14 protein-coding genes are annotated in these 15,759 nt (G+C 64.1%); 10 read left to right on the top strand and 4 right to left on the bottom strand.

Annotated features, from left to right (window positions below; translation table 11 throughout):
- Positions 1-16 precede the first annotated feature (16 nt).
- From GGQ74_RS15160 to GGQ74_RS15140, 5 genes are read left to right on the top strand one after another with little or no spacing between them, the layout of a single operon-like run.
- Positions 17-1,858 (top strand): fumarate reductase flavoprotein subunit, encoded by a 1,842-nt coding sequence (locus tag GGQ74_RS15160; protein ID WP_167942450.1) that lies wholly within the window; start codon positions 17-19, stop codon positions 1,856-1,858.
- The gene (locus tag GGQ74_RS15155) at positions 1,855-2,598 is read left to right on the top strand and encodes a fumarate reductase iron-sulfur subunit (protein WP_167942449.1); all 744 of its coding nucleotides are present in this window, start codon (positions 1,855-1,857) and stop codon (positions 2,596-2,598) included. The genes GGQ74_RS15160 and GGQ74_RS15155 overlap by 4 nt, the downstream gene beginning before the upstream one ends.
- 16 nt (positions 2,599-2,614) lie before the next feature.
- The gene (locus GGQ74_RS15150; RefSeq protein WP_167942448.1) at positions 2,615-3,451 is read left to right on the top strand and encodes a fumarate hydratase; all 837 of its coding nucleotides are present in this window, start codon (positions 2,615-2,617) and stop codon (positions 3,449-3,451) included.
- The gene (locus GGQ74_RS15145; protein ID WP_167942447.1) at positions 3,451-4,008 is read left to right on the top strand and encodes a Fe-S-containing hydro-lyase; all 558 of its coding nucleotides are present in this window, start codon (positions 3,451-3,453) and stop codon (positions 4,006-4,008) included. Before GGQ74_RS15150 ends, GGQ74_RS15145 begins: the two co-directional genes overlap by 1 nt.
- A 59-nt stretch (positions 4,009-4,067) precedes the next feature.
- Positions 4,068-4,604: a GNAT family N-acetyltransferase gene (locus tag GGQ74_RS15140; RefSeq protein WP_167942446.1), complete on the top strand. Its 537-nt coding sequence runs from the start codon at positions 4,068-4,070 to the stop codon at positions 4,602-4,604.
- A 110-nt stretch (positions 4,605-4,714) separates the two neighbouring features.
- On the opposite strand, the gene GGQ74_RS15135 is transcribed toward GGQ74_RS15140, so the two are convergent.
- Complete coding sequence (locus GGQ74_RS15135) at positions 4,715-4,873, bottom strand: transport-associated protein (RefSeq protein ID WP_167942445.1); 159 nt, start codon at positions 4,871-4,873, stop codon at positions 4,715-4,717.
- A gap of 123 nt (positions 4,874-4,996) precedes the next feature.
- Positions 4,997-6,961 (bottom strand): hypothetical protein, encoded by a 1,965-nt coding sequence (locus GGQ74_RS15130; protein ID WP_167942444.1) that lies wholly within the window; start codon positions 6,959-6,961, stop codon positions 4,997-4,999.
- 267 nt (positions 6,962-7,228) lie between these two features.
- Here GGQ74_RS15130 and GGQ74_RS15125 point away from each other — a divergent pair, with 267 nt between their 5' ends.
- Both GGQ74_RS15125 and GGQ74_RS15120 read left to right on the top strand, forming a co-directional pair.
- Positions 7,229-8,536: a nucleobase:cation symporter-2 family protein gene (locus GGQ74_RS15125; protein WP_167942443.1), complete on the top strand. Its 1,308-nt coding sequence runs from the start codon at positions 7,229-7,231 to the stop codon at positions 8,534-8,536.
- Between the two features lie 43 nt (positions 8,537-8,579).
- Positions 8,580-9,947 (top strand): amidohydrolase, encoded by a 1,368-nt coding sequence (locus tag GGQ74_RS15120; protein ID WP_167942442.1) that lies wholly within the window; start codon positions 8,580-8,582, stop codon positions 9,945-9,947.
- A gap of 166 nt (positions 9,948-10,113) precedes the next feature.
- Here GGQ74_RS15120 and GGQ74_RS15115 read toward each other — a convergent pair whose 3' ends face one another.
- Positions 10,114-11,430, bottom strand: a complete 1,317-nt coding sequence (locus tag GGQ74_RS15115) for a malic enzyme-like NAD(P)-binding protein (RefSeq protein WP_167942441.1) — start codon at positions 11,428-11,430, stop codon at positions 10,114-10,116.
- A 375-nt stretch (positions 11,431-11,805) separates the two neighbouring features.
- Here GGQ74_RS15115 and GGQ74_RS15110 point away from each other — a divergent pair, with 375 nt between their 5' ends.
- Both GGQ74_RS15110 and GGQ74_RS15105 read left to right on the top strand, forming a co-directional pair.
- Positions 11,806-13,431 carry a glycosyltransferase family 9 protein gene (locus tag GGQ74_RS15110; RefSeq protein WP_167942440.1) on the top strand — a complete coding sequence of 542 codons (1,626 nt, stop codon included), beginning with the start codon at positions 11,806-11,808 and terminating at the stop codon, positions 13,429-13,431.
- 46 nt (positions 13,432-13,477) lie between these two features.
- Complete coding sequence (locus GGQ74_RS15105; protein WP_167942439.1) at positions 13,478-14,086, top strand: DUF8043 domain-containing protein; 609 nt, start codon at positions 13,478-13,480, stop codon at positions 14,084-14,086.
- On the opposite strand, the gene GGQ74_RS15100 is transcribed toward GGQ74_RS15105, so the two are convergent.
- The gene (locus tag GGQ74_RS15100; RefSeq protein WP_167942438.1) at positions 14,083-14,328 is read right to left on the bottom strand and encodes a hypothetical protein; all 246 of its coding nucleotides are present in this window, start codon (positions 14,326-14,328) and stop codon (positions 14,083-14,085) included. The two genes, GGQ74_RS15105 and GGQ74_RS15100, sit on opposite strands and share 4 nt — an antisense overlap.
- 386 nt (positions 14,329-14,714) lie before the next feature.
- Here GGQ74_RS15100 and GGQ74_RS15095 point away from each other — a divergent pair, with 386 nt between their 5' ends.
- Positions 14,715-15,524 (top strand): pseudouridine synthase family protein, encoded by an 810-nt coding sequence (locus GGQ74_RS15095; RefSeq protein ID WP_245168328.1) that lies wholly within the window; start codon positions 14,715-14,717, stop codon positions 15,522-15,524.
- Positions 15,525-15,759 lie beyond the last annotated feature (235 nt).

The following is a 15,759-nucleotide window of genomic DNA, read 5'->3' as shown; positions in this document are numbered from 1 at the left end:
TCGCGAGGAGCGCTTCATGCAGACATTCGTTACCGACGTGTTGTGTATCGGCGCGGGGCTTGCCGGGGAGCGTGTGGCCATCGCCGCGGCCGAGGCCGGGTTCGACGCCACGTGCTTGAGCATCGTCCCCGCGCGGCGTTCGCATTCCGCCGCCGCGCAGGGCGGCATGCAGGCGGCCCTGGGCAACTGCTCCATGGGCGAGGGCGACAGCCCGGACGTCCATTTCGTGGATACCGTGAAAGGTTCGGACTGGGGCTGCGATCAGGAGGTGGCGCGTCTGTTCTGCGACAATGCGCCCATCGCCATGCGCCAGATGGCCCACTGGGGCGTGCCGTGGAACCGCGTCGTTCCGGGCAAGCGACACTACTACAAGGGCGGCGAGCGCTTCGAGAAGGAGGAAAAGGCCGAGAAGGCAGGTCTCATCACCGCCCGCGCCTTCGGCGGAACCGCCAAATGGCGCACCTGCTATACCTCGGACGGCACGGGGCACACCGTGCTCTACACCATGGACAACCGCGCCGCCCAGCTTGGCGTGACCGTGCACGACAAGGTGGAGGTCGTCTCCATCATCCACGACGCGGGGCAGTGCCTCGGGGCCGTGGCCCGCTGTCTGCGCACGGGCGAACTGCGCGTCTATCTCGCCAAGGCGACGCTGGTGGCCTCGGGCGGGTTCGGCCGTATCTACCGCGAATCGACCAACGCGGTCATCAACGACGGCGGAGCGCATGCCGCCGTGCTCGACACGGGCGTGGTGCCGCTCGGCAACATGGAGGCCGTGCAGTTCCATCCCACGGGCATCGTGCCCACCTACATCCTCGTTACCGAGGGTTGCCGTGGTGACGGCGGGACGCTCCTCGACGTCAACGGCGAGCGTTTCATGCACCTCTACGAGCCGGAAAAGGCGGAGCTTGCCTCGCGCGACGTGGTCTCGCGCTGGATGATGCACCACATCCGCGAGGGCAAGGGCGTGAAAAGCCCCTACGGCGAACATCTTTGGCTGGACATCCGCCACCTCGGCGAACGGCACATCCGCGTGAAACTGCGCGAGGTGGACGAAATCTGCCACAATTTCCTCGGCATAGATCCGGTGGAGAGCCTCATTCCGGTCAAGCCGGTGCAGCATTACTCCATGGGCGGCATCCGCACGAATAAGGATGGCAAGGCCTATGGATTGGAGGGGCTGTTCGCGGCGGGCGAGGCCGCCTGCTGGGACATGCACGGCTTCAATCGCCTTGGCGGCAACTCGTTGGCGGAGACGGTGGTGGCGGGGATGCTGGTGGGCGCAAAGCTCGTCGAATATCTGCGTGGACGCGAGGCCGTGTGGAACACCGCCGCTGTGCGTGACGCGGTGCTCCGCGTTGAAGATCGAATTGAGCGCCTGCGAACCGGGACGGACGGCGGGGAGAATGTCTACGCCGTGCGCGACGCCATGCAGGACGCCCTGCAGGACGGCGTGCATATCTTCCGCAATGCCGATGGCCTTGGGCGCGCGGTGGACAGCCTGCGGGAGATTCACGCCCGCGCCAAGCGCCTCGGGCTGCGGTCCAACGGCGTGGGGGCCAATCCCGAGCTGGCGATGGCGCTCAAGCTGCCGGGAATGGTGCGGTTGGCGCTGTGTGTGGCCCATGGCGCGCTCATGCGCACCGAGAGCCGTGGCAGCCATGCGCGCGAGGACCATCCCGAGCGTAACGACCGCGACTGGCTGAATCGTACGCTGGCCACATGGCCCGGCGAGAGCGACGAGCTGCCGACGCTGACCTACGAACCCGCCACGCGGGTCATGGAGATGCCTCCGGGAGACAGGGGCTATGGCAACGGAACGATCATTCCGATGGACGCGGGGGAGAACAACTCATGACGCGCAATCTCACCTTCAGCATATTCCGCTACAACCCCATGGACCGGACTTCGACCCCGCATATGGACACCTTCGTCGTTCCGGAGACCTCGTCCATGACGCTGTTTATTGCCCTTACACGCATTCGCGAGGAGCAGGACCCCTCGCTCCAGTTCGATTTTTGCTGTCGGGCGGGCATTTGCGGGGCCTGCGGCATGCTGGTGAACGGGCGGCCGAATCTCGCCTGCAAGACCAAGACGAAGGAGCTGCCGGACGTTGTGACCCTGCTTCCGCTGCCGATCTTCCGCCTTGTCGGGGACTTGTCCGTTGACACCGGCACGTGGTTCCGGGAAATGTATTCCCGCGTCGGTTCGTGGATACACACCGACAGGGAGTTCGATCCGCTGGCCGAGGAGGAGCGCATGGACAATGCCCTCGCCAACGAGATCTACGAACTGGAGCGCTGCATCGAGTGCGGATGCTGTATCGCGGGCTGTGCCACGGCGCGCATGCGTCGGGATTTTCTCGGCGCGGCGGGGTTGAACCGCGTGGCTCGCTTCATGCTGGACCCGCGCGACCAGCGCACGGAGAAGGATTTCTTCGAGATCATCGGTGACGACGAAGGCATTTTCGGCTGCATGGGCCTGCTCGGCTGCGAGGACGTGTGCCCCAAGGGACTCCCGCTTCAGGATCAGCTGGGCTTTTTGCGCCGCAGAATGGGTTTGGCGGCCATCAGAAGCTTCCTGCCCGGCGGCAAGTGAGAGAAGGAGAAACGCGATGCGAACGATTCAGGCCTCCGACATCACGGATACCGTCGCCTCGATGGTCCGCGATGCCGGAGTGCGGCTGCCCGACGACGTGAAGGCGGCCTTCCGGCGGCACATGCGGGAAGAGACCACCCCCGCGGCCAAGGAGATTTTCCGGCAATTGCTGGAGAATGCCGAACTGGCCGAGGAGACCGGTCTGCCTCTGTGTCAGGATTGCGGATTGGCTGTGTTCTTCGTGGAGATAGGCGAGGACGTGCGGGTGGAGGGAAGCCTCAAGCAGGCTATCGAGCAGGGCATGATTCGCGCCTATGCCGAAGGCTATTTGCGCAAGTCGTCCTGCGATCCCATGACCCGCGCCAACACCGGCGATAATTCCCCGGCCATCATTCATTTCGATTTCGTCCCCGGCGACAGGATACGCATAGCGTTCATGGCCAAGGGCGGCGGTTCGGAAAACATGTCCCGCGTGACCATGCTGACCCCGGCGCAGGGCTGGAAGGGCATCCGCGAATTCGTGCTGCGGCGCGTGGTGGAGGCCGGTCCGAACCCCTGTCCGCCCATTATGCTCGGCATTGGCATTGGCGGCACCTTCGAGAAAGCTCCGGTCATGGCCAAGCACGCGTTGCTGCGTGGGCTGGAGGATCGGCATCCCGATCCCGCCGTCGCCAAGATGGAGGACGAGCTCCTCGCGGACATCAATCGGCTCGGTATCGGTCCCATGGGCCTTGGCGGCGCGACGACCTGTCTCGGCGTCAAGATCGAGATGGCCCCGTGTCACATCGCCAGCCTGCCGCTGGCCGTCAACGTGCAGTGCCATTCCATCCGGCACAGGGAGGTCGTGATCTGATGGCTGAATTCCATCTGACGACGCCGCTCACCGACGCGGATACGACGCAGCTCACGGCCGGGGATGTGGTGTTCATCACCGGCACCATCTATACCGCGCGCGATGCTGCCCACAAGCGGCTCATGGACCTCATCGATTCCGGCGTGCAACTGCCGTTTCCTCTCGAAGGCTCCATTATCTATTATGTAGGCCCGAGCCCAGCGCCTCCGGGACGGCCCATCGGTGCCGCCGGACCCACCACGAGCTATCGCATGGACAGCTATGCCCCGCGCCTGCATGCCCTCGGTCAGAAGGCATCCATCGGCAAGGGCAAGCGCAGCGACGAGGTCAAGGCCGCTCTGCGCGAGAACATGGCCGTCTACTTCGGTGCCACTGGCGGCGCGGGAGCGCTTTTGTCCAAGTGCATCACCGCCGCGCGGGTCATCGCCTTTGACGATCTCGGTCCCGAGGCCATCCGCGAATTGACGGTGGAGAACTTCCCGGTCCTCGTCATCAACGACACGAAGGGCGGCGAGCTGTACGCGAAGCCGGATCTCGCTGCCGTGGGGCTGGACTAGCCGATTTCCCCGGCCCCCGGCGCATGTCGGGGGCCGTTTTCCTTCGTGCGGAGAAAGCCATGACGTTTCGCATTCGTCCCGCCGCTGCCACGGACCTACCCTTTCTTGCGGAGATGTTCGCCCGCACCATTCCCGAGGTCTATCGCGACATCGTTCCCGCCCATGAGCTGTCCGGGCGAGTGGGCAACGTGGTCGAGACGTTGATGCTGCATTGGCCGAATGCTCGCATCTGCGAGGTCGCCCCGCCCTGGCCCGCACACGCGTGGCCCGATGCCGACGATCCGTTGGCACCCTTCACGCATGGCCGTCTGGCCGGGATGGCGCTGGTGGTCAATGGCAGTCACGTGAGCCTGTTGTGGGTCGATACCCCGCATCGGCGCAAGGGCGCGGGGCTCCTGCTGCTTCGGGATGCCGAGCGGCGGGTGGCCAAGGGCGGATTCCGCAGCGCCACGCTAGAGGTCTATGCGGACAACGTTCCTGCGCTACGCTTCTACGAGGCCTGTGGCTGGGAGGTGGAACGGGAGTTCATCGGCCAGATGGGGGCGAAGGTCTATGCCATGCGCAAGGTGCTGTGCGACTGCGCTGCGTGTCCCTGAAAAGCGAAACGGCCGCGTTGGCGGCCGTTCACGTGACAGCGGGGCCGGGCGTTTCGCCGCGTCCGCGCTTTGAATCTCATCCGAGGCAGTCACCCTGACGAGCCGTCCGGCTAGTCCAGCAGCTTCTTCGCCTGATCCTTCATGTTGTCCACGGCCTGATCGATGGACTTGCCCGCCTTTTCCGCAGGCCCCTCTTCTTTGCAGCCGAAGGCGGAGACGAGCATCAGCAGGGCGCAGGCCACAATCACCAGTTTCTTCCAGATCGACATGAAAACCTCCCTATGCCGCCCGCAGCGGAGTGTCTCCGCCGGTGCGGCGTGCGAATTTTCTTCCGTTTACGAAAGTGTTGGCGATTTTGCAATGGCAGTCGCTGCGAACGCAGCCCTGCGGTGTCAGGATTTCGCGCCGCAGCGGCGATTGTATTCCGGGACGATGGGCGCGAAGCGTGTGAGCCGGTCGAGTAGTTCGGTGACGATGTCGTCGGCCTCGCGCGTGTCCAGATTGATCGTCGCGGTCCGGGCGTCCTCGGCAAGGAAGGACTGGAGGTTCACCAGCAGGCAGTTGCGAAAGATTGTGCCATCCAGTTCGCCGTCCGGCCGCGAGCGCGTGGGGCGCAGCACGTCGCGCAGGGGGCCGCGCCCGTATTCGAGAAGCCGCGAGAGCAGGGCGCGGTCCTCTTCGAGGGCCTCGTCCACGTCGCGGTAGGGCGCGTTCAGGAATTCGCGGATGAGGCGAAGCGGCCGGTCGGCGGCGAGAGCTTCGAGATCCTTGCCCAGCGCCTGCACCGCGCCGGGGTGGTCGCCGTAGCGGCGCTTGAGGTTGTCCATGGTGTTGGCCCCGGCCGTCTTGAGCAGGGTGAGCAGCATATCGTCGCGGGGTTTGGTGCCCAGCAGGCCGCGCAGGTTGGCCCGGATAGGGGCGATGGATTCCGCCGCGCGCGCCCGCGCCTGCCGTGAGGTGAACATGTTATTCAGGAAGACCAGCGTCCTGCCCGCCGTTCCGAGTACCTCGTCGAGCGTGAGCTGCGCGGAGCGAAGGCCTTCGAGGTATGTTCTGTCCGCCTTCAGGGCGGAGAGCGGCACGGGCGAGCAGTGGGCGTCGAACGCCTCGCGGGCGTGAGTGAGTTTTATGTCCGACAGGCGGTCCATTTCCACGGTGAGGGTTTGGGTCAGTTCTTCCGGTCCCATGTAGAAGTATGCGCCTTCGCCGATGGCCAGCGCGCGGATGTGCACCAGCAGGTTTTCGACCTCCTGTACGGCCTCGCGGGCTTCGCCGGGAATGGTGCGGGCGAGGGCGGCGCTGTGCTCGCCGCGGCCCATGGCCAGTAGCGTGGCGATGCGCGAGATGTTTTCCGACAGCGTTTCCGACGCGTCGCGGCCCTCGACGAGGCATGTTTGGCCAATGCCGAGGGTGGCGCAGGCGCGCTCCAGCTTCTTGCCGAGCGCATAGGCCAATTCGGGCGGGAGTTCGCGGTTGAAGCGCGTCCAGCGTTCGCCATTCCACACGAAGCGTAGGGATTTCGCGTCGATGCGTTTGCCGCCGGGGCATTCGATGAGCGCATGTACCGTGTGCCCACTCAGTTGTTCCGCGTGCATGACGTATTCGATCTTGTCATTGAAAAAGAGGGACGCGCCATGTCCGATGCCCCACGCAGCAAAGCGCTCCGGGGCGAGGGCGATGTCCTGCGCGGAGTGGGCCTTTTCGGCGAGGAGGCGGACCGGGCCGATTGCCTCGCGCACGGGGGAGGGCTGTTTTGCGAGCTGGTCAACGTCCGCGTACAGGGTGCCGCGTACGGTCACCGCGCCGCTCGTGCCGGAGTGCCCGCGCAGGAACAGGCTACCTTCGACCGTTTCGATGTCGGCGATGATCGCTGCCGGAGCATCGGGGCGGAACCTGATGTCCGAGAGCCATGTCCCGTCCCGGAACGGTATGCGGCCATGCAGGCCGGTGCGGGGATCGCTGGTCGCGATGCAGGAGTGGTCGAGGGAATCGAGGAAGGCGCGCCAGCGGTCGATGGTCTCCTGCGTGTTCGGGATGAGGACGTCGGGCAAAAAGAGCAGGCCGCCGTGCGCCGTGGCTATGCCCGCCAGATGCTCGCCGCGCCGGACCTTCACGAGATCCTGCACGTCGGCGGCGATCTCCTCTACGAGCTGCGCCCTGCGGCCCGAGGTGACGAAGGTCATGACATGGCGCACGCCTTCGCTCTGGGGGGACGCCTTGCGCGCGGCGACGATGGACACGCCCTTGTCCACGATCTCCCGGAGGTCGCGTGAGGCTTCGGGGTGTCCGTGCCGATCCGTGAAGCGTTCGAATCTGTCGGCGAGGAGGGTGTTGGCCTTTTCCATATTCCTGGTCATGGCGTAACATTATCGCTGCGTGTTCAGGGGGCCGGGTGCGTGTGGGATGTCCACTCTGGCGAGAGCCTAGCATGTGCGTGGCGATAGAGGAAGATTCCCGTGCGTTTGGCGGCATGGGTCACAAGAGTCGCTTCCGGATTCGGAGCCGTGGATTTCCGCGTTGCACGCCGTCAAATGGCATGCATTAGCAATTGACGCGAGCCGGACGCTGCGGTAGCAAGCCCGCTTCCGGCCCGTTCGGGCTTCCTCCACCCGCAAGGAGTTCCAATGAAAGAGCAAAACGAATTGCATCTCACGGTTGGCGTCAACGACCCGCTTTCGCCGGGCAAGGCGCTGTTGCTGGGCCTCCAGCACGTTCTGGCCATGGACCTGTACATTGCGCCCATCGTGCTTGCAGGCATCCTGTCCATGACCGTGACCGAGACGGCCTTCTTCATCCAGATGACCTTCATCGCCGCCGGCATCGCCACCCTGATCCAGACGGGCTTCGGCATTCGCCTGCCCGTGATGCAGGGACCGTCCTATGTGCCCATCGGTGCGCTTGCCGCCATCGGTAGCAGCATGGGGCTGCCGGTTGTGTTCGGCTCGCTTTTCAGCGGCGCACTCTTCATCACCGTGCTCGGCTGGCCGCTCAAGGCCCTCGGCAGCATCGTGCGCAAGATCATTCCTCCGCTGGTGGGCGGCACGGTCATCGTGGTCGTGGGCATCGCGCTCATGCCGGTGGCCCTCAATGGCGTGTATCATGCGCCCGGCGACATGGTCGGCAACTGCGTCATCGCCCTCGTGGCCGGTTCGATGCTCGTCGCGCTCATGGTCCTTGGTACGCGGCTGCCCGGAGCCGGTTCCGTGCTGCGCCTGACCTCCGTCATCCTCTCCATGGCCTGCGGCACCGCCGTTGCCGCCATGTACGGCGTGGTGGACTTCTCGCCCGTGGCCAAGGCCGATTGGCTGGCTCTGCCGAGGTTCTTCCCCTTCGGCATGCCGCAGTTCGACTTGGCATCGTCCCTGACGCTCATCTTCATCTATTTCGTGGTGCTCGTCGAAACCACCGGCACGTGGTTCGCCGTGGGCGCGGTGACTGGTGAGGAACTCACCGACAAGCGTCTCAATGGCGGTGCCGTGGGCGAGGGCATCGGTTGCTTCATCGGCGCGCTGTTCGGTGGCACGCCCGTTACCGGATACTCCACCAACGCAGGCATCATCGCCGTGACCGGCGTGGCCAGCCGCTGGGCTATCATGGGCGGCGGTGTCGTGCTCATGGTGCTCGGCCTCATGCCCAAGCTCATGAACGTCATCGCCTGCATCCCCGGCGTGGTCATCAGCGGCGTGTTCGCCGTCATCTGCGTCATCATTTCCATGAACGGCTTCCGCGTGGTCAAGGGCGTGAAGCTCGACGAGCGCAACATGCTGGTGATCGGCCTGCCGGTGCTCCTGACCCTCGCCGCCGTGCTCATGCCTCGCGAACTCGTGGACCGCCTGCCCGAACTGGCCCGCTATCTCGTGGCCTCCGGCATCGCCGTCGGCGCGCTGTCGGCCGTCATCCTCAATCTCATCCTGCCCGAGAGCAGGGACTAGTTCCCAAATCTCCTGACATATCAGGAAACAGGAAGCGAAAATCATGGCTCAGACTCTCATCAGAAACGGTTTTGTCATTTCCATGAATGCCGGACGTCAGGCATTCGAGAACGGAGACGTGCTGGTCGAGGACGACCGCATCAAGGCCGTCGGTGTCATCGCCGACGAGCTGATCGCTCCGGATGCCGACATCGTCGACGCCACGGATTGCATCGTCCTGCCCGGTCTCGTGAACTCCCATGTCCACACCTCGCAGCAGCTCGAACGCGGCCTTGCCGACGACGTGGACCTTCTGACCTGGCTGCATGAGCGCACCTGGCCCTTCGAGAGCGCCCTGACCGAGGAGGACTCCTACCTGTCCTCGCTGGCCTGTGGACTGGAACTCATCCACTCCGGCGTGACGACCTTCGCCGAGGCGGGCGGTCAGCACGTTGACGGCATGGGCCGCGCCGTGACCGAGATCGGCCTGCGCGCCGCACTGTGCGAATCCATTATGGACTGTGGCGAAGGCCTGCCCAAGGGCTGGGTCCGCTCCACGGACGAGTGCATGGAGCGGCAGGTGGCCCACTACGAGAAGTGGCATGGTGCCGAGAATGGCCGCATCCGCATGCAGTTTGGCCTGCGCACCATCTTCAACTGTTCGGACGAGCTGCTCGTTCGTTCCCGCGAGATGGCCGAGGAACGCGGCATCGGCATCCACATGCACGTGGCCGAGGTGCTGGAGGAAGTGCAGTTCGCGCAGAAGACCCGCGGAGCCGGAACCGTGGAGCACATGAACCGCATCGGCGCGCTCAGCCCCAATCTGCTGGCCGTGCACACCGTGTGGCTCACCCCGCGCGACATGGACCTCTTCCGCCTGCACGACGTGAAGGTGTCCCACAACCCTGCCGCCGCCATGCGCGTGCTCGGATTCGCCTACGTGCCCGAGCTGCTTTCGCGCGGACTGGCCGTGTCCATCGGTACCGACGGTGCGCCGTCCAACAACCGCATGGATATGATTGACGAGATGTGGCTGACCACCCTCATCCACAAGGGCCGCACCCTCAATCCCGCCACGCTGCCCGCCGTGACCATTCTAGAGATGGCCACCCTGCACGGCGCGCGCTGCATGCTGTGGGAGGACGAGATCGGTTCGCTGGAGCCCGGCAAGAAGGCCGACCTCGTCATCGTTCATCCCCGCAGCGCCGGAACCCTGCCCGTGCACGATCCGGTGTCGGCCATGGTCTACTCCATGCATTCCTCGGATGTGGAATCCTCCATGTGCGATGGCCGTTGGCTCATGCGCGATGGCAAGGTGCTGACCGTGGACGAAAAGGCCGTGCTGGAAGAGGCCAAGAGCCGTGCCGCCTTCCTGCGTAAAAAGGCTGGCATCGAACTGCCGGACCGCTTCCCCACGGTGCGCGTGCGCTAGCCCCGCAATCCGTTTGCTCTTCAATTAATAAGGCCCCGGACCGTAAGGTTCGGGGCCTTTTTGCGTCTGTGGCGCGGAGGGGCGCGGGGCGCAGGTGCGATACGAAAAGGCCCCCACGGTCCGGAGACTGTGGGGGCCTTGTGGTGTTTGCGGGTGCGGCCTGCGGCTAGAAGTCCAGACCGTAGTAGTCCACCACGAGGGCGATGCGTTCCTTCACGCCAGCGAGGCGGGCGCGCAGGCTTTCGCGGTAGGCGTCGAGGTCCAGCTGCACGGTGGCCACGCCGCTGTCCATGGCGGCCTTGGCCACGGCGGAGGCCACCCATTCGAGCACGCGCGGGTCAAAGGGGCTGGGGATGATGTAGTCCGGGCCGAAGCTCAAGGTGCGGCCGTAGAGGGCGTTGATGTCCTCGGAGACGGGTTCCTTGGCCAGTGCGGCCAGCGCGTTGGCCGCGGCGAGCTTCATGTCCTCGTTGATGGCGGTGGCGCGGGTGTCCAGCGCGCCGCGGAAGATGGACGGGAAGCCCAGCACGTTGTTGATCTGGTTGGGAAAGTCCGAGCGGCCCGTGCCCATGATGCAGTCGGGGCGGGCGGCCTTGGCATCCTCGTAGGTGATTTCCGGGTCCGGATTGGCGCAGGCGAAGATGATCGGATGGTCGGCCATGGAGCGCACCATGTCCTGCGTCAGCACGTCCTTGGTGGACAGGCCGAGGAACATGTCCGCGCCGCGGATGACCTCGGCGAGGGTGCCGTAATCCTTGTCCTGCGCGAAGTAGCGCTTCTGGGGCGTGAGTTTCTCGCGACCCTGATGGATGAGGCCGCGCGAGTCGAACATGAACACGTTTTCGCGGCGCACGCCCATGCCGATGTAGAACTTCGTGCAGGCGGTCGCGCCAGCGCCAGCGCCGGAGACGACGACCTTCAGGTCCTCGATGCGCTTTCCGGTGATGGCGAGTGCGTTGATGATGCCCGCGCCGGAAATGATGGCCGTGCCGTGCTGGTCGTCATGGAACACGGGGATGTTCATCTGGGCCTTGAGTTCTTCCTCGATGCGGAAGCACTCGGGGGCCTTGATGTCTTCGAGGTTGATGCCGCCGAAGGTCGGCTCCAGCAGTTTCACGCATTCGATGAGCTTGTCCGGGTCCTCGGTGCCGATGTTGATGTCGTAGACGTCGATGTCCGCGAACATCTTGAACAGCACGCCCTTGCCTTCCATGACGGGCTTTCCGGCCAGTGCACCGATGTTGCCGAGGCCGAGCACGGCCGTGCCGTTGGAGACCACGGCCACGAGGTTGCCCTTGGCGGTGTACTCGTAGGCGAGGGACGGATCCTTGGCGATGGCCAGACAGGGCTGGGCCACGCCCGGAGAGTAGGCCAGCGAAAGGTGCTTCTGCGATTTGCAGGGCTTGACGGGAACGACTTCGACTTTTCCCTTCCTTCCCTTGGAATGGTAGTCGAGCGCTTCTTCCTTGGTGAACAGTGCCATTGGAGTGGTCCTCCGGAGTTGATAGTTGAAGCTGCGTCTCGTCGCTGCGGGGCGCTCCGTCCGGGATGCCGCCGCACGGCGTGGCCCATGCGTTTCTGACCTAAAACTTGCAAGTTATTGCACCCGTTGGAGGAAAGCAAGGCCAAAGCGGGGCAGGGCGGCGGGGGAACTGGCTGTGTTGGCGGGCTTTGGGCATCGGCGGATTGCGGACAATGTGGCTGTGTAGCCGATTGAGTGGGTTTCGATTTTGCCGACGTCATGTGTGGCCATTGGTCCGCTTCTTGGAAAGGACCGCCTGCGGGGGAATGTCTTTGCGCGGCGACATGCTCCATCCTGTGTCGAATCATCCGGAATGCCGCGCACCACGGTGCATTCATGAATCAGAAAACCATCGTCATCAATTTGACCCGCTTCGGGGACCTCCTCCAAACACAGCCCGTGTTTACGGCGCTGAAGGCGCGGGGGCGCGAAACGGCCCTTGTCTGTCTGGAGAATTTCGCATCGGCGGCGAAGCTCATGCGCGATGTGGACGCCGTCTTCGCTCTGCCGGGCGCGGCGTTGCTCTCGCAGTTGGACGACGACTGGCGGCGGGGACTCGGCACGTTCTGCGACTGGGCCGGGAACGACCTCGCATCCTTCGGGGCCGATCAGGTTGTGAATCTCACGTCCACGCTGCCCGGACGACTGCTCGCACGCTACCTCGCCCCGTGCGAGGTGGTCGGCTACGCGCTCGACGAATTCGGCTTTGCGGACAACACCTCGCCGTGGGCTGCCTTTCTGGTCGCTTCGTCACGCAATCGCGGATGCAGTCCGTTCAATCTCGTCGATCTGTTCCATCACGTCGCCGGGTATGGGCAGGAGCCGGGGGCGCAGTCCGATGGCCCCGCGCATCCCGTATATCGCCTGCGCGAACCCGATACGGCTGCAACCGCTGCCGTGCGTGGGGTGCTGACTGCCGAGGGACCGGCCGACGCCCCGGGGTACATAGCCATCCAACTTGGAGCCAGCGCGGATTTTCGGCGCTGGCCCGTGGCGCATTTCGCCCGATTGGCCGAATTGGTTCACGAGCGTACGGGCCTGTGCCCCGTGCTCCTCGGCAGTGGGGACGAGGCTCCACTCGCCGAGCGATTCAGGGCCGCCTGTCGTGTGCCGTCGGCCAGCCTTGTCGGACGCACGTCCCTTGTCGAATTGGCTGCGGCCCTCGGGTTGGTGCGCATGCTCGTCACCAACGACACCGGGACGATGCACCTCGCCGCAGGGCTTGGCGTGCCGGTGTGCGCGGTGTTTCTCGCCACGGCCCAGCCGTGGGATACCGGTCCCTATTCGTCGGACGCCCTGTGTATTGAACCGGATATGCCGTGCCATCCTTGCGGATTCGGCAAGACGTGCCCCACGGGATTTTCCTGCCGCCATGCCGTGCAGCCCGAGGCCGTCGCGGCGTTCGTGCACGCACGTCTCGATCGCGGGCGGTGGGAACTCGAATCTGGCGCGTCGCGGCCCGAAGGTATCAGAGTATGGGAGATGCGCCCCGGAGCAGACGGTTTTATGGGGCTTGTCTCTCGTTCCGGCCACGAAGATGCCGATAGGACAGTGTGGGTGAGGCAGCAGCGCCATTTCTACTGTCGGTTCCTTGACGGCGAGCCGATTTCCGAGGCGGGAGCACCGCGTTTCGCCGGGGATTCGAGCGTGGCGGAAACCGTCCGCGCCGAACTGGAGCAAGCCGAACGCCTGTTCCATCTGCTTGGCGAGCAGGCTGTGGCGCTCTCCAAGGTGCCGCTACCGCCGCTCAAGAAGCGGTTCATGGCCAGCTTCGAGCGGTTGACGGGCCTTCTGTGCGAGAGTCGATACCTTTCCGTACTTGGCGACATGTGGCGCGAGCAGGCCCATGGGCTTGGCGACGATTTTTCCCGCATGCCAGCACTTGCGGAGCGGTATCAGCGGCTGTGCGGTCAGTGGTGCCGCCATCTTGCGCCGCTTGGCATGCAACTTGAAACAGATTGAATCGACGTGTGCCGTGCGCACATTTTTTCCTACAAGGAGGAGAGAGATGATTGTCATTGACGGTCGTGAAACAGGGTTGAGCGTCAACAACTTCGCCAACCTCGAAGAGCTTCTGGTGCGGGTCATGGAGGACGAGAACCTCGACAACCGCATGGTCACCGACGTGATCGTGAACAAAGAGCCGTTTTCCGAGATCTACCCCCATCAGGCGGAAGACATTCCCTCCGGGGAAATCGAGAGTGTCGAGATCGTGACCATGGCCGTTCCCGAGATGGCCGTGAACATCACCCGCGAGCTGTACAAGGTCGTGCGGCTCATGGCCCACGGCAGCCGTACCGTTGCCGACCTCTTCCGGCAGGCCGACGACGCCGAGGCCCTCGAACTCTATCAGGATCTGCTCGACGTCACCCGCGACTTCCTTGGAATGATCGCCGTGCTGCGCGACGAGTTCGGCCTGCGCGAATCGCAGGAACTCAACGACAGCCTTGAGGAGATCACCAGCCTGTTCACTGAGATGATCGAGGTCAGCGAGAACGAGGACTGGATTCTGCTTGCCGACCTGCTCGAATACGAGTTCCTCACCGCCGTCGAGAAGTGGAAGGGCGTCATCGCGCAACTGCGTGAGGACATCCGTCAGAAGGCAAAGGCGGCCTAGCCATGTCCGACTGCCTGCTTCTTCTCGATCAGGCCCTGGACATCGGGCAGAGGGAACTCGATTGTCTTGTGGGCGGTGACGTCGATCAGACCGGTGATCTGGCTGTTCAGCGAGGACGGCTCATTGAGCAGGCCTGGGCGATGCGGGAGGAAGGCTCCGTTGATGTCGATCTGGTTCTTGCCAAGCTGCGCCGTCTGCGCAGCCTGCAGGGGCAGTTGACCACAGAGGCCAAGCGACTGCATGCCAGCCTCCGGGAAGACCTCGCACGAACCAAGAGTGAAGGGCGGCGAATGGTGGGGTACGGGAATTCGACCAAGGTGACCCCATTGTTTCGAAGCCGTTTCATAAGCAAGCGTGGGTAGCAATTCCGACCGCGGGGGTGGAGCCCCGCCGTAGCGGTCGGTTGGCCGGCAGGGACGCCAGCGACATCGAAGCCTTTTCAGGGAAGAAGAGGCTTTGCTGCCCCACCACGGAACCACATATCAACTCGCCCCGTCCGGGGCCTCGCCAAGCCCTTGGCATGCGCCATGCGAAACGCTATAGCCTGCGCATGGCTCAAATCCGAAAATCAGCTCTCGTTTCTGATGACTTCGAAGGCACTCGCCTCGACCACGCAATCATGCTTGTCATGCCCGATGCCCCCTTGCGCGAACGACGCAGGCTCTGGGAGCTGGGCGCTGTCCGTGTGGATGGCGTTCCACGTCCCAAGGGGTACCGTGTGCGGACTGGGCAGCGTATCGAGATTGATGACGCCGCCGACGCGATGGATCGGCAGGATATGTCTGTCCCGGACGGAGTGCGCGTCGTGGCGCAGCGTACGGGGTACATGGCGGCCTTGTTCAAGCCTGCGGGCGTGCATACCGAGAATATAGCCGGGCGACCGGTTCCGAGCGTCGAGAATGCGCTCCCCCTGTTCTGGCCGGGGCGAGAGGCTACGCTCGTCAACAGGCTCGACTTTCTGACCTCTGGCATCGTGCTTGTGGCGTTGTCGCCTACGGCAGGCGAGGAATACCGCGAGCTGGAGGATGAGGGGCGCGTCAGCAAGGCATATCTCGCCGTCCTTCATGGCCGGGTTGAGTCGGAGTTCGTCGTGCGGCGTCGTTTGGACATGGCGCGCAGGAAGGTTGTGCGGGTGCTTGATGAGGATGACGATAACCCCGTGCGAGCAACGAGCGTGCGTCCACTTGGCGAAGTCGGTACGGATAGAACTCTCGTACTGGCCGAGATAGCCAAGGGAGCGCGGCACCAGATTCGTGCGCACTGCGCCAGCGCCGGACATCCCATCGTCGGCGACCTTGTGTATGGGGCGGCGGAGGAGGGCGAGCGGCTCTATCTGCACCATTGGCGGGTCTCGCTTCCGGATTTCGAGGCGCGCGTCGCTCCCGATTGGCCGGAGTGGACGGGGTGGGCAACTCTCCTTGATAGTTATGCGCGGTGACGATCATGCTTCGGGCGAGTGGCGGAAAAGTGCCCGGGGATTGAGCACCTGTGCAGTTTCCCGGACTTTCAGTGGATTTCTTTTGGTGAAATGTGCGAAACCGGTTGACTGACGGGAGCGTTTTGCATAGAAAGAAACTTCGCCGCACGGAAAAGGCAACAGCCACTCCGAAACGGCAATTTGAAAAAAGGTGAAAAAACGGGTTGACGACGACGGCTAAGCCGGTTAGTTCTGC

The organism is Desulfobaculum xiamenense, assembly GCF_011927665.1.
GTDB lineage: Bacteria > Desulfobacterota > Desulfovibrionia > Desulfovibrionales > Desulfovibrionaceae > Desulfobaculum > Desulfobaculum xiamenense.
The sequence above is the reverse complement of the archived record's forward strand: the minus strand, read 5'-3'. Positions and strand labels throughout refer to the sequence as shown.

Coding starts and splice junctions, on each gene's coding strand:
- GGQ74_RS15135 (WP_167942445.1), bottom strand. CDS start 4,873: ATGTCGATCTGGAAGAAACTGGTGATTGTGGCCTGCGCCCTGCTGATG.
- GGQ74_RS15145 (WP_167942447.1), top strand. CDS start 3,451: ATGGCTGAATTCCATCTGACGACGCCGCTCACCGACGCGGATACGACG.
- GGQ74_RS15155 (WP_167942449.1), top strand. CDS start 1,855: ATGACGCGCAATCTCACCTTCAGCATATTCCGCTACAACCCCATGGAC.
- GGQ74_RS15125 (WP_167942443.1), top strand. CDS start 7,229: ATGAAAGAGCAAAACGAATTGCATCTCACGGTTGGCGTCAACGACCCG.
- GGQ74_RS15140 (WP_167942446.1), top strand. CDS start 4,068: ATGACGTTTCGCATTCGTCCCGCCGCTGCCACGGACCTACCCTTTCTT.
- GGQ74_RS15120 (WP_167942442.1), top strand. CDS start 8,580: ATGGCTCAGACTCTCATCAGAAACGGTTTTGTCATTTCCATGAATGCC.
- GGQ74_RS15105 (WP_167942439.1), top strand. CDS start 13,478: ATGATTGTCATTGACGGTCGTGAAACAGGGTTGAGCGTCAACAACTTC.
- GGQ74_RS15110 (WP_167942440.1), top strand. CDS start 11,806: ATGAATCAGAAAACCATCGTCATCAATTTGACCCGCTTCGGGGACCTC.
- GGQ74_RS15150 (WP_167942448.1), top strand. CDS start 2,615: ATGCGAACGATTCAGGCCTCCGACATCACGGATACCGTCGCCTCGATG.
- GGQ74_RS15130 (WP_167942444.1), bottom strand. CDS start 6,961: ATGACCAGGAATATGGAAAAGGCCAACACCCTCCTCGCCGACAGATTC.
- GGQ74_RS15095 (WP_245168328.1), top strand. CDS start 14,715: ATGCCCGATGCCCCCTTGCGCGAACGACGCAGGCTCTGGGAGCTGGGC.
- GGQ74_RS15100 (WP_167942438.1), bottom strand. CDS start 14,328: ATGCAGTCGCTTGGCCTCTGTGGTCAACTGCCCCTGCAGGCTGCGCAG.
- GGQ74_RS15160 (WP_167942450.1), top strand. CDS start 17: ATGCAGACATTCGTTACCGACGTGTTGTGTATCGGCGCGGGGCTTGCC.
- GGQ74_RS15115 (WP_167942441.1), bottom strand. CDS start 11,430: ATGGCACTGTTCACCAAGGAAGAAGCGCTCGACTACCATTCCAAGGGA.